The organism is Stenotrophomonas sp. NPDC047960, from assembly GCF_043204395.1.
Classification (GTDB): domain Bacteria; phylum Pseudomonadota; class Gammaproteobacteria; order Xanthomonadales; family Xanthomonadaceae; genus Stenotrophomonas.
In genome coordinates this window covers 120232-132237 of the sequence record NZ_JBIDBX010000003.1, presented here as the reverse complement: position 1 = coordinate 132237, position 12006 = coordinate 120232, and the positions used below count along the sequence as shown (strand labels likewise).

Below are 12006 nucleotides of genomic sequence, written 5' to 3'. Positions count from 1 at the left end.
CCTGGTCGCGGGCCGCAGTGCGCTGGTCACCTGCGGCACGCTGTGGGATGATGTTCCTGGCAGAGTCGGCCAGGCAGTCGCGTCATTCCTTCGGGAATGCCGAGGAAAGTCCGGGCTCCGCAGGGCAAGGTGCCAGGTAACGCCTGGGCGGCGCGAGCCGACGGAAAGTGCAACAGAAAGATACCGCCTACGTTCCCTCCGGGGAGCCGGTAAGGGTGAAATGGTGCGGTAAGAGCGCACCGCGAGTCTGGCAACAGACCGGCACGGCAAACCCCACCTGGAGCAAGACCAAATAGGGTCCTCATGGCGCGGCCCGCGTCGGGACCGGGTAGGTTGCTTGAGCGCCACGGTGACGTGGCGCCTAGAAGAATGACTGTCCACGACAAAACCCGGCTTATCGGCCGGCTCTGCCTCTTTTCAGGATCCCGGTCCCGCCCGGTACTGCGCCGCCGAGATGAATTGACTGAAGGCTTCGCACCAGACCACCACGGTGGTGTAGTCCTCGATGTCCACGTGGTCGGGCACCTCCAGAAGGAAGCGATTGAAGGTCTTCACTTCACCGATCAGCGTGGCGTCCTGCTTGATCCGCAGGAAATCGCCCCGGGTGTCAACGAACTCGCGCGACAGGTACACCTTGTAATCCGGTCCCGGGCCCATGCGGCCATCGAAGGCGATCCGGTCGTGGCTCACGCTGACCTTGCCGTCGGCCCAGTGCACTGCGTCGCTGCCCTTGAGGTCACGGCGGAAGCGGGCTGCATGGGGGCTGTTGGCCATTGCGTCGGCAACGCTGGCGGCGCTGGGGCCCTTCGGTGCGGTCAGGACCGGCAGCAGGTATACGCCGCCACCGAAGCCGGCTGCCAGGGTGAGTACATGGGTGGCAAGAAACAGGGTGAGTCGTCGGTTCATCAAAGATCTCGAATGGCGGGGCGCTTACTGCGCCGGTACCAGACGAGAGGAACGGGCGAGCCGGATCGATCCGCGCGGCGCGCGGCGTCATTCACCCTGCGGCGGGGCTGGGCAGTGGCCCAGGTGGGCCGACCGTCAACGACGTTTCGCCGACGCACGCACCCGACGGGTCGAACCGACGCTCGCGGATGAAGCCCTGGCCCTGCGCGTCCAAGGCGATCACGGTGCTCGCGCGGGTGCCGTACTCCGGGCTGCGGATGAAGGCCGACGACAGCCAGCGCTCGCGTTCCAGGCCAATCCCGGTGTCGGGCAGGCGGGCGTCGTCGGCCTGATGCTCGTCGGCCAGTGCCGCCCACAATGGCGCAGGATCGTCTCGGCCGGCGTCCACCCAGGCGCGCATGGCCGCCTTCAAGGCCAGGGTTTTCGGCCACGGCGCGTCCAAGGGACCGTTGGACATGCCGTGGATCCCCGGGGCCAGCGACAGGCGCAGCAGCGGGTGGTTGCCAAGGAACTGGCAGCTTTCGCGGTCGGCCAGCAGCAGGTTGAACGGAGCAAAGGCCGGGGCGTTGCCGGCCAGGGTGTCGGCACATGCAGCCGCAGAACCGCTGCCGCGCAGGTAGTCGGCCACCAAGGCGCCGCGTGACGGGCCAGTCTGCCGGGCCAGTGGGTCGCGCACGTTGGTCACCACTGCCATCCGCCCCTCCCGGCCCACGCCGGCCCAGGTGCCGCCGGAGCGGAGGTCGCGCCCGGCGAGCACGCCGAGGTCCGGGGCGGGCCAGGCGGCCAGCCCGGCGGTCGGGCGCGCGTGGAGTTCATCGCGGTTGCCAGCCATCAGCAGCTGCCAGCGGGGGTGGACCTTCCAGGCCAGGGCGAGCAGACACATGCCGCACATTGTGCCGGGTTTGCGCAGGAGCGCGTCAACGGCGACGTGAAGGCCGATGAATGCGCAGCGCTGTTTCACGCGGCCTGCACAGGCCTGAACTTCGAGCAAATCTCAAAAGATGAGACGAAACAGCAACTTGTGGATAAGCCTTGAACAAGTCTCTAAACATTGCTGCAAGCCCTTGATGTCCAAGGCGATTTCCCCTTCGCAAAACTGTTGACAACCCAATCGGCACTGCTAAGGTGGGCAACAGAGGAGAAACCGGGTTTTTTGTGGTTTTTCGTGGTTCAATGTTTCACCGGGCGAAGGAAAGGTGCACGCGTCGTGTTTCAAGGCGAGACGGCCATCACGGTTGACGATAAAGGACGCATGGCGGTTCCCACCGCGCATCGCGACCTCGTCGCGCGTGTGAGCAACAACCGCCTTGTGCTGACCTACAACCCGTTTGAGTCCGGCTGCCTCTGGTTGTATGCCGAGCAGGAGTGGGAGCGGGTCCGTGACGACGTCATGGCCAAACCCAACACACAGCGCGTCGTGCGCCTGCTGCAACAGAAGCTGGTCGGTTCGGCCGCGCATCTGGAGCTGGATGGCAACGGCCGCATCAGTATTCCGGCAAGCCACCGCGGCGCTGTTGGCATTGAAAAGAAGGCGGTGTTGCTCGGCATGGGCGACAAATTTGAATTGTGGAGCGAGCAGGCTCATCGCGCATTGATCCAGCAGACGTTGTCTGACACGGATCTGGGCGATGGGTTGCTCGACCTGAAGTTGTGACCCGGGGTGCCCGGGTGCGCGGAGGCGCGCAGGCCGGTCACCTTCCGGTGTCGCAGTCGCCGGCGGGCCATCTGCCGGTGCTGTACACGCAGGTCCTGGACGGCCTGAGGGTGATCGAAAACGGAACGTATCTCGATGGCACGTTTGGTCGCGGCGGTCACGCCCGCGGCGTGCTCGAGCAACTCGGTCCTGGAGGCCGGCTGCTGGTCATGGACAAGGATCCGGAAGCAATCGCGGTAGCCGAGCGTGATTTCGCACCGGACCCGCGTGTCTCGATCTTCCGTGGCAGCTTCGCCGACCTGCTGCACTGGAACGCCACCGCTGACGGCCTGGATGGGGTGCTGTTCGACCTCGGCGTGTCCTCGCCGCAGCTGGACGTGGCCGAGCGCGGTTTCAGCTTCGGCAAGGACGGCCCGCTGGACATGCGCATGGACCCGGACAGCGGCGAAAGCGCGGCGCAGTGGCTCAACCGCGTCGAAGAACGCGAACTGATGGACGTGCTGTGGACCTATGGCGAAGAGCGCCAGGGGCGCCGCATCGCCCGCGCGATCATCGCGCGCCGCGACAAGCAGCCGTTCACCCGCACCGCCGAACTGGCCGAACTGATCGCTTCGGTGATGCCGCGTGGCAAGGACAAGATCCACCCGGCCACGCGCAGCTTCCAGGCCATCCGCATCCACATCAACCGCGAACTGGCCGACCTTGAAGCCGGCCTGGACGCGGCGATGGCGCGGCTCAAGCCCGGTGGCCGGCTGGCGGTGATCAGCTTCCATTCGCTGGAAGACCGCATCGTCAAGCAGTTCATGAACCGCCACGCCAAGGCGCCGCCGACCAATCGCCGGCTGCCCGAGCTGGCCGCGTTCGTGCCGACACTGGATCTGATCGGCGGCGCCATCAAGGCCGAGGACGACGAGCTGGCGGTCAATCCGCGCTCGCGCAGCGCCGTGCTGCGTGTGGCCGAAAAGCGCGGGGTGGCCTGATGAGCCGCCTGCTGCTGGTCGTGCTGCTGGCCTGCACCATCGCCTCGGCGATCGGTGTGGTGTTCATGCGCCACCGCCACCGGCAGACCTTCGTCGAGCTGTCGCGGGTCGAGCGCGCCCGCGACGAACTGAATATCGAGTTCGGCCGCCTGCAGCTGGAGCAGGCGACCCTGGCCGAAGCCACCCGGGTCGACCGCGTGGCGCGCGAGCGGCTCGGCATGAAGTTTCCCGAAGCGGCCGATGTCGTGGTGGTACGGCCATGAACAAGACCGGCCGCAACCGCACCCGCAACGCCTTCAACCTGCGCCAGCGCCTGAAATGGGTCGGCCTGGCACTGGGCCTGTGCTCGGTGTCGCTGGTGGGCCGCGCCGCCTACGTGCAGATCATCAACAGCGATTTCTACCAGCGCCAGGGTGAAGCCCGTTACCTGCGTGAGCTGCCGATCAATACCTCGCGCGGCATGATCACCGACCGCAACGGGGAACCGGTGGCGGTGTCCACCCCGGTCGCCTCGATCTGGGTCAACCCGCAGGAGCTGATGCGCTCGCCGGACCGCATTCCGGAACTGGCCACCGCGCTGGGCATGCCGCTGGACGAGCTGACCTCCAAGCTGAGCCAGAAGGCGGACAAGGAATTCATGTATCTGCGCCGCCGGATCAATCCTGACGACGCCGAAAAAGTGGTTGCCCTGAAGATTCCCGGAGTGGCCTCGCAGCGCGAGTTCCGCCGGTTCTATCCGCAGGGTGAGGCGATGGCGCACGTGCTGGGCTTCACCAATATCGACGACCGCGGCCAGGAAGGGCTGGAACTGGCCTTCGACGAGTGGCTGCGTGGCAAGGCCGGTGCCAAGCGGGTGATCCGCAACCGCAAGGGCGAAACTGTCGAGAGCGACCTGCTGCGCGCTGCCGAGCCCGGCAAGGACCTGACCCTGAGCATCGATCGCCGCATCCAGTTCCTGGCGTTCAAGGAACTGCGCAACGCGCTGATCGAGAACAAGGCCGCCGGCGGTTCGATGGTGATCATGGATGTGGCTACCGGCGAAGTGCTGGCCATGGTCAACCTGCCGACCTACAACCCCAATGCGGTAGGCGGGGCTGCACCGGACACCCGCCGCAACCGCGCCGTGACCGACCTGGTCGAGCCGGGTTCGACCATGAAACCGCTGACCATCGCCTCGGCGCTGCAGTCCGGCGTGGTCACCAAGGACACCACGGTCGACACCAACCCGGGCTACATGGCAATCGGCCGCTACACCATCAAGGATGTGCCGCGGAACAACGGCGTGCTCAACGTCACCGGCGTGATCACCCGCAGCTCGAACATCGGTGCGGCCAAGATCGCCGCCAAGATGCCGGACCAGGTGTTCTACGACCACGTGCACAGCTTTGGCTATGGCAGCGCGCCGCACAGCGGCTTTCCCGGCGAATCGGCCGGCGTGTTGCCGCGCCCCGCGCGCTGGAGCGGTTCATCCAAGACCACCATGTCCTACGGCTATGGCATGAATGTCACCCCGCTGCAGATCGCCACGGCTTACTCGGCGCTCGGCAACGGCGGCAAGCTCATCGCGCCGACCTTCGTCAAGGGCCAGCGCAACGAAGGCAAGCAGATCATCGACGAGAAGATCGCCAAGGAAGTCGTGGCGATGATGGAAACCGTGGTCACCCAGGGCGGCGCCAAGCAGGCGGCGGTGCTGGGCTACCACGTGGCCGGCAAGACCGGCACCGCGCGCAAGGCCGGCCCCGGCGGCTACGAGCGGGGCCATTACAACGCGCTGTTCGCCGGCGTGGTGCCGGCCAGCAACCCGCGCTTTGCCACGGTGATCGTGATCAACGACCCGCAGGCCGGCAAGTACTACGGCGGGCTGGTGTCCGCGCCGGTGTTCCACAACGTCATGGAAGGCGCGCTGCGCCTGATGGACGTGCCGCCGGACGACATCGATTCCTGGCTGGCTGCCCAGCAGTCCGGGAAGATGGGCCACGCCGCTTCGTCGCTGCCGACCCCGCCGCCGGCGGAAACGGTGGCCGCGCCCGACGCCGCCGCCGAATTCGATGCCGCGCTGCCCAGCGCGCACGCCACGTTGCCGCCCGCGCAGGGAGGCACGCAATGAGCCAGATGATGTTGCTTTCGCAGTTGCTTCCCGATGTGGCGTTGAGCCACGACCCGTCCATCACCGGCCTGGTGCTGGACAGCCGTGACGTGCGTCCCGGCAATGCCTTCGTGGCGATCGCCGGTTTCGGCGCACACGGGCTGGGCTTCGTCGACCAGGCCAGGGCCGCCGGCGCCGCCGCCATCCTGTTCGAACCGCCGGCACCGGCGGAACTGCCGGCACCGGCCGACGCCATTGCCGTGCCGGGCCTGCGTGCGCGCATGGGCGGCATGGCCGACCAGTTCCACGGTCATCCCTCGCGCGCGATGACCATGGTCGGAGTGACCGGCACCAACGGCAAGACCTCCACCGTGCAGCTGCTGGCCCAGGCCTGGCACCTGCTCGGCACTCCCAGTGGCAGCATCGGTACGCTCGGCGTGGGCCTGTATGGCAATGTGGTGCCGACCGGCTTCACCACGCCGCTGGTGCTGCAGATGCATGAAGTGCTGGCGCAGCTGCGTGACCAGGGCGCCAAGGCCGTCGCCATGGAAGTGAGCTCGCATGCGCTGGACCAGGGCCGCGTGGATGCCGTGCACTACGACGTGGCGGTATTCACCAACCTCACCCGCGACCATCTCGATTACCACGGCGACATGGACCAGTACGGCGCGGCCAAGGCCAAGCTGTTCCATCGCGCCGGCCTGAAGGCGGCCGTGGTCAACCTGGATGACAGCTTCGGCAGCGAACTGCTGCGCACGGTCGATGCCAGCATCGCCCGGATCGGGGTCAGCTCGCGCGGTGCGCAGCAGGCCACGCTGCGCGCCGACTCGCTCAAGCTCGATGGCCGTGGCATCGCCTTCGACCTGGTGGTCGACGGTGCACGCCACCCGGTGCAGTCGCCACTGCTGGGCCGCTTCAACGTGGACAACCTGATGGCCGTGGCCGGCGTGCTGCACGCGCTGGGCCACGCCCCGGAGGCGATTGCCGCGCTGGTGTCGCAGCTGCAGCCGATCGCCGGACGCATGAACCGCCTCGGCGGCGAGCGCGGCCTGCCGACCGTGGTGGTCGATTACGCGCATACCCCCGACGCACTGGAACAGGCGCTGCAGAGCCTGCAGGGTCACCTGCAGGGCAGGCTGTTCTGCGTGTTCGGCTGCGGCGGAGAGCGCGACGCGGGCAAGCGCCCGCAGATGGCGGCCATCGCCGAGCGCCTGGCCCAGCAGGTGATCGTCACCGACGACAACCCGCGCGGCGAAGAGGGTGACGCGATCGTGGCCGACATCCTGGCCGGATTCACCGCGCCGGACGCGGTCACCGTGCAGCGCGACCGCGCGCGCGCGATCGGCCTGGCGGTGAAGCTGGCCGGCCCGGGCGACATCGTGCTGCTGGCCGGCAAGGGCCACGAGCCTTACCAGGAAGTGCGTGGGGTCAAGCACGACTTCGACGACACCCTGGTGGCCGCCGCCGCGCTCAACGCCAAGGAGGCCATCCTGTGAAGCGCACGCCGCTCTCGCTGATCGCCCACTGGGCCGGTGGTGACATCCATGGCGATGACACCGCCATCGACGCCATCAGCAACGATACCCGCACCCTGGCGCCCGGCAGCCTGTACGTGGCACTGCGTGGCGAGCGCTTCGACGGCCATGACTTCGCCGCTGATGCGGTGGCGCGTGGCGCCAGCGCGATGCTGGTCGAACGCCTGCTGGACGTGGCCGTACCGCAGATCGTGGTCGGCGACAGCGAACACGCACTGGGCCGCATTGCCGCGGGCATGCAGCGCGACCGCGCCGCACGCGTATTCGCCATCACCGGCAGCAACGGCAAGACCAGCGTCAAGAGCCTGCTGCTGGCGATCCTGGAACAGGTGGCGCGCGAGCAGCGCACGGTGGTGTATGCCAACCCGGGCAACCGCAACAACGAGATCGGCCTGCCGCTGGCGGTGATCGATGCGCCGGAAGATGCCGACTACGCCATCTACGAGATGGGCGCCGGCAAGCCGGGTGACATCGCCTACCTCACCGACATCGCACGCCCGCAGTACGCGCTGGTCAACAACATCGCCCCGGCCCACCTGGAGCGGATGGGCAGCCTGCAGGGCGTGGCCAGCACCAAGGGCGCCATCTACGCCGCACTGCCGGCCGACGGCGTGGCGGTGATCAATGCCGATGACGCTTTCGGCATCTGGTTCGAACAGCACATCGTCGGCCGCCCGCCGCGCAGCCGCGTGTTGCGTTATGGCCTGGACCACAGCGCCGACGTGACCGCCAAGGACATCCGCGCGACCGCCGACGGCAGCCGGTTCCAGCTGGTCAGCGCGCTCGGCAGCATGGAGATCGCATTGGCACTGCCGGGCCGGCACAACGTCAGCAATGCCTTGGCCGCCGCATCGCTGGCGCTGGCGGCCGGCATCGGCCTGGCCTCGATCGCCGCAGGCCTGGCACGCGCCGAACCGGTGCCCGGCCGCCAGATCGCGCACCGGCTGCCCAATGGCGCCGTGCTGATCGATGACAGCTACAACGCCAACCCCGGCTCGCTGGCCGCTGCCATCGACGCGCTGGCTGCGTCGAAGGACGAGGCCTGGCTGGTGCTGGGCGACATGCGCGAACTCGGCCCGGATGGCGAGGCGCTGCATGCGCAGGCCGGTCGCCGCGCCCGCGACGCCGGCCTGAAGCGGCTGTACACGCTGGGCACGTTGAGCGCGGCGGCATCGCAGGCGTTCGGCGACGGGGGTCGCCACTTCCAGAGCCACGACGCCCTGGCGGCCGCGCTGGCCGCCGAACTGCATGCTGGCGTGCGCTGCCTGGTCAAGGGTTCGCGTGGCAGCGCCATGGACAAGATTGTAAAAGCGCTGCTGGCGCGAGGAGAGGAAACCCCCCATGTTGCTTGAACTGGCCCGATGGTTGCAGCAGTTGGAGAGCCTGTTCGGGCTGTTCGGCTACCTGACTCTGCGAGGCATCCTGGCCGCGCTTACCGCGCTGTTCCTGTCGCTGTGGCTGGGCCCGGCGATGATCCGCAAGCTGGCCCAGTTCAAGGGTGGCCAGCCGATCCGCAGCGACGGACCGCAGACCCACTTCTCCAAGGCCGGCACGCCGACCATGGGCGGCTCGCTGATCCTGCTCACCATCACGCTGTCGGTGCTGCTGTGGGCCGATCTGCGCAACCGCTACGTGTGGGTGGTGCTGGCGGTGATGCTGTGCTTCGGTGCGATCGGCTGGTACGACGACTGGATCAAGATCGTGCGCCGCGACCCGAATGGCCTGAAGTCGCGCTGGAAGTACCTGCTGCAGTCGATCTTCGGCCTGGCGGCCGGCCTGTTCCTGTTCTACACCGCCGACGTGCCCGCCGCGCTCACGTTCTACATCCCGATGTTCAAGTCGGTGGCGCTGCCGCTGGCCGGGATCAGCTTCGTGGCCATTGCCTACTTCTGGATCGTCGGCTTCTCCAACGCGGTCAACCTGACCGACGGCCTGGACGGGCTGGCGATCATGCCAACCGTGCTGGTGGCCTGCGCGCTGGGCGTGTTCGCCTATGCCTCGGGCAACGTGGTGTTCTCCAACTACCTGCAGATCCCGCAGATCCCCGGCGCAGGCGAACTGGTGATCATCTGCGCGGCGATCGCCGGCGCAGGGCTGGGCTTCCTGTGGTTCAACACCTACCCGGCCATGGTGTTCATGGGTGATATCGGCGCGCTGGCGCTGGGCGCGGTGCTGGGCACGATCGCGGTGATCACCCGCCAGGAGCTGGTGCTGGTGATCATGGGCGGCGTGTTCGTGATCGAAACGCTGTCGGTGATGATCCAGGTCGCCTCGTTCAAGCTGACCGGCAAGCGCGTGTTCCGCATGGCGCCGATCCACCACCACTTCGAGCTTAAGGGCTGGCCCGAGCCGCGCGTGATCGTGCGCTTCTGGATCATCTCGGTGGTGCTGGTGCTGATCGGCCTGGCCACGTTGAAGGTCCGCTGATGAACGATCTCTCGCGCCAGGCAACCCGCCTTGAAGCCATCGGAGGCCACTTCGACAAGTGGCTGCTGGGCGCGATCATCACGCTCACCGGGCTGGGCGTGGTGATGGTTGCGTCGAGCTCGATCGCGCTGATGAGCAGCCCGTTCTATTACCTCAACCGCCACCTGATCTTCCTGGCAGTGGGCATCGTGCTGGCCGGCCTGGCCATGCGCACCGAGCTCAAGAGCATCGAGCAGTACAACCAGATGCTGCTGCTGGGCTGCTTCGCCCTGCTGGTGGTAGTGTTCATCCCCGGCCTGGGCAGCAGCGTCAACGGCGCCCGGCGCTGGATCAACCTGGGCTTCTCCAAGTTCCAGACCGTCGAAGCGGTGAAGGTGCTCTACATCGTGTGGCTGTCCAGCTACCTGGTGCGTTTCCGCGACGAGGTCAATGCGACCTGGCCGGCGATGCTCAAGCCGCTGGGGGTGGCCGGCGCGCTGGTGGTGCTGCTGCTGCTGCAGCCGGACTTCGGCTCGTCGACCCTGCTGCTGGCGATCACCGCCGGCATGCTGGTGCTGGGCGGCGTGAACCTGCCGCGCATGTCGATGCCGATCGTGTTCGGTCTGGTGGCGATGAGCGCGCTGGCGATCATCGAACCGTACCGCATGCGCCGCATCACTTCGTTCTGGGACCCGTGGGCAGACCAGCAGGGCGACGGCTACCAGCTGTCCAACGCACTGATGGCCGTGGGCCGCGGCGAGTGGACCGGGGTGGGCCTGGGCAACTCGGTGCAGAAGCTGTACTACCTGCCCGAAGCGCATACCGACTTCATCTTCTCGGTCACCGCAGAGGAACTGGGCTTCATCGGCACCTGCCTGATCGTGGCGCTGTATGCGCTGCTGGCCGGCCGCGCGTTCTGGATCGGCATGCGCTGCGTGGAAATGAAGCGCCACTTCTCCGGTTACATCGCCTTTGGCATCGGCCTGTGGGTGAGCATGCAGAGCTTCGTCTCGATCGGCGTCAACCTGGGCATCCTGCCGACCAAGGGCCTGACCCTGCCGCTGATCTCGTCCGGCGGTTCCAGCATCCTGATGACCTGCGTGGCGATGGGCCTGCTGCTGCGCGTGTCCTACGAACTGGACCGTGCCGAGCGCCGCCAGGCGGTGCGCATGGGCGCGGCCGAGCTTGACGATGCGGCACCGGTCGGCGCGCCCACCAGTGCCAGCGCCGTGGCCGCCGCCATGCAGGACAGCACCGCGCGGGCGTCCGCGCACCGCGACAGTGCCCCGCGTGGGACCAGCCGCATGCAGCAGCGGATCGAACCGACCCTGGGGAGGATGGGATGAACGCCCCGATTCCGCAGCGCCCGGTGATGATCATGGCCGGCGGTACCGGTGGCCACATCTTCCCCGGCCTGGCCGTGGCCAAGGTGTTGCGCGAACGCGGCATCCCGGTGACGTGGCTGGGCAGCGTCGGTGGGATGGAAACCCGCCTGGTGCCGCAGCACGACATCCACATCGACACGTTGGCCATCAGTGGCCTGCGCGGCAAGGGCACGCTGGCGCTGCTGACGGCCCCCGGCCGCCTGCTGCGCGCCGTGCGCTCGGCCGGCTTCCTGATCCGCGACCGCCAGCCGCGTGCGGTGATCGCCTTTGGTGGTTTTGCTTCCGGTCCCGGTGGCCTGGCCGCACGCCTGCACGGCCTGCCGCTGCTGGTGCACGAACAGAACCGCGCGCCGGGCCTGACCAACCGCGTGCTGTCGCGCTTCGCGCGGCGCGTGCTGACCGGTTTCCCGGGCAGCTTTGCCCAGCGCGAAGAGGCCGTCGGCAACCCGGTGCGTGCCGAGATTGCCGCCATTGCCGGACCGGAACAGCGCCTGGCCGGCCGCCAGGGCGCGCTGCGGCTGCTGGTACTCGGTGGCAGCCAGGGCGCACGCGCACTCAACACCGCCGTGCCGCAGGCGCTGGCCGCACTGGCGGCCGGCGTTGCGGTCGACGTGCGCCACCAGAGCGGTGAAAAGCTGCACGCCGAAGCGCTGCAGGCATACCAGGATGCAGGCGTCAGCGCCCGGGTCGAACCGTTCATCGCCGACATGGCCGAGGCGTTCGGCTGGGCCGACCTGGTAGTGTGCCGCTCCGGCGCCTCCACCCTGGCCGAGCTGTGTGCGGTCGGCGTGGGCAGCGTGCTGGTACCGTTCGCGGCCGCCGTTGATGATCACCAGACCCGCAACGCGGAGTATCTGGTCGAGCGCGGCGCAGCCGTATTGCTGAAGCAGGACGAAACGCTGGCCATGCGCTTGCAGGACGTGCTGCGCGATCTGTCCGAAAATTCCGCCCGCCGCATGCAGATGGCAACCGCCGCGCGTGCCCTGGCCAAGGTCGATGCCGCCGAGCGCATCGCCGACATCATTCTCGAGGAATCCAAATGAACACCGTTACG

General features: G+C 67.6%; 11 protein-coding genes and 1 other RNA gene. 10 read left to right on the top strand and 2 right to left on the bottom strand.

The features are described 5' to 3' along the window. Nucleotides 1–61 precede the first annotated feature (61 nt). Nucleotides 62–413, top strand: an RNA gene (gene rnpB, locus ACGFZ3_RS08610) — RNase P RNA component class A. Between the two features lie 4 nt (nucleotides 414–417). On the opposite strand, the gene ACGFZ3_RS08605 is transcribed toward rnpB, so the two are convergent. Beyond that, entirely contained in the window at nucleotides 418–906 is a 489-nt protein-coding gene (locus ACGFZ3_RS08605) for a DM13 domain-containing protein (protein WP_392919211.1), read from the bottom strand. Nucleotides 907–997: 91 nt separating this feature from the next. Continuing rightward, complete coding sequence (locus ACGFZ3_RS08600) at nucleotides 998–1789, bottom strand: NRDE family protein (protein ID WP_392919208.1); 792 nt, start codon at nucleotides 1787–1789, stop codon at nucleotides 998–1000. Nucleotides 1790–2113: 324 nt separating this feature from the next. Here ACGFZ3_RS08600 and mraZ point away from each other — a divergent pair, with 324 nt between their 5' ends. Genes mraZ through murG form a run of 9 tightly spaced genes read left to right on the top strand, consistent with a single transcriptional unit; the run spans nucleotide 2114 to nucleotide 11995 of the window. Beyond that, on the top strand, nucleotides 2114–2560 hold the full coding sequence (gene mraZ / locus ACGFZ3_RS08595; protein ID WP_070207774.1) for a division/cell wall cluster transcriptional repressor MraZ: 447 nt from the start codon (nucleotides 2114–2116) through the stop codon (nucleotides 2558–2560). Nucleotides 2561–2574: 14 nt separating this feature from the next. Beyond that, nucleotides 2575–3540 carry a 16S rRNA (cytosine(1402)-N(4))-methyltransferase RsmH gene (gene rsmH / locus ACGFZ3_RS08590; RefSeq protein ID WP_093536204.1) on the top strand — a complete coding sequence of 322 codons (966 nt, stop codon included), beginning with the start codon at nucleotides 2575–2577 and terminating at the stop codon, nucleotides 3538–3540. Beyond that, nucleotides 3540–3803, top strand: coding sequence for a cell division protein FtsL (gene ftsL / locus ACGFZ3_RS08585; protein ID WP_068849221.1), 264 nt, complete (start codon nucleotides 3540–3542; stop codon nucleotides 3801–3803). Before rsmH ends, ftsL begins: the two co-directional genes overlap by 1 nt. Continuing rightward, nucleotides 3800–5647 carry a peptidoglycan D,D-transpeptidase FtsI family protein gene (locus tag ACGFZ3_RS08580; protein ID WP_392919201.1) on the top strand — a complete coding sequence of 616 codons (1848 nt, stop codon included), beginning with the start codon at nucleotides 3800–3802 and terminating at the stop codon, nucleotides 5645–5647. The genes ftsL and ACGFZ3_RS08580 overlap by 4 nt, the downstream gene beginning before the upstream one ends. Then, nucleotides 5644–7122: a UDP-N-acetylmuramoyl-L-alanyl-D-glutamate--2,6-diaminopimelate ligase gene (locus tag ACGFZ3_RS08575; protein ID WP_392919197.1), complete on the top strand. Its 1479-nt coding sequence runs from the start codon at nucleotides 5644–5646 to the stop codon at nucleotides 7120–7122. The genes ACGFZ3_RS08580 and ACGFZ3_RS08575 overlap by 4 nt, the downstream gene beginning before the upstream one ends. Beyond that, the gene (gene murF, locus ACGFZ3_RS08570) at nucleotides 7119–8513 is read left to right on the top strand and encodes a UDP-N-acetylmuramoyl-tripeptide--D-alanyl-D-alanine ligase (RefSeq protein WP_392919194.1); all 1395 of its coding nucleotides are present in this window, start codon (nucleotides 7119–7121) and stop codon (nucleotides 8511–8513) included. The genes ACGFZ3_RS08575 and murF overlap by 4 nt, the downstream gene beginning before the upstream one ends. After that, on the top strand, nucleotides 8503–9588 hold the full coding sequence (gene mraY / locus ACGFZ3_RS08565; protein ID WP_392919190.1) for a phospho-N-acetylmuramoyl-pentapeptide-transferase: 1086 nt from the start codon (nucleotides 8503–8505) through the stop codon (nucleotides 9586–9588). The genes murF and mraY overlap by 11 nt, the downstream gene beginning before the upstream one ends. Beyond that, a complete protein-coding gene (ftsW, locus tag ACGFZ3_RS08560; protein WP_392919186.1) occupies nucleotides 9588–10913 on the top strand; it encodes a putative lipid II flippase FtsW in 1326 nt (441 codons plus the stop codon). The genes mraY and ftsW overlap by 1 nt, the downstream gene beginning before the upstream one ends. Further along, nucleotides 10910–11995 carry an undecaprenyldiphospho-muramoylpentapeptide beta-N-acetylglucosaminyltransferase gene (murG, locus tag ACGFZ3_RS08555; RefSeq protein WP_392919183.1) on the top strand — a complete coding sequence of 362 codons (1086 nt, stop codon included), beginning with the start codon at nucleotides 10910–10912 and terminating at the stop codon, nucleotides 11993–11995. The genes ftsW and murG overlap by 4 nt, the downstream gene beginning before the upstream one ends. The last annotated feature ends 11 nt before the right edge of the window (nucleotides 11996–12006 follow it).

What these genes read in the sequence shown, in the direction of transcription:
- ACGFZ3_RS08575 (WP_392919197.1), top strand. Translation starts at nt 5,644, where the DNA reads ATGAGCCAGATGATGTTGCTTTCGCAGTTGCTTCCCGATGTGGCGTTG.
- ftsW (WP_392919186.1), top strand. Translation starts at nt 9,588, where the DNA reads ATGAACGATCTCTCGCGCCAGGCAACCCGCCTTGAAGCCATCGGAGGC.
- ACGFZ3_RS08580 (WP_392919201.1), top strand. Translation starts at nt 3,800, where the DNA reads ATGAACAAGACCGGCCGCAACCGCACCCGCAACGCCTTCAACCTGCGC.
- mraY (WP_392919190.1), top strand. Translation starts at nt 8,503, where the DNA reads ATGTTGCTTGAACTGGCCCGATGGTTGCAGCAGTTGGAGAGCCTGTTC.
- ACGFZ3_RS08605 (WP_392919211.1), bottom strand. Translation starts at nt 906, where the DNA reads ATGAACCGACGACTCACCCTGTTTCTTGCCACCCATGTACTCACCCTG.
- ACGFZ3_RS08600 (WP_392919208.1), bottom strand. Translation starts at nt 1,789, where the DNA reads ATGTGTCTGCTCGCCCTGGCCTGGAAGGTCCACCCCCGCTGGCAGCTG.
- murG (WP_392919183.1), top strand. Translation starts at nt 10,910, where the DNA reads ATGAACGCCCCGATTCCGCAGCGCCCGGTGATGATCATGGCCGGCGGT.
- ftsL (WP_068849221.1), top strand. Translation starts at nt 3,540, where the DNA reads ATGAGCCGCCTGCTGCTGGTCGTGCTGCTGGCCTGCACCATCGCCTCG.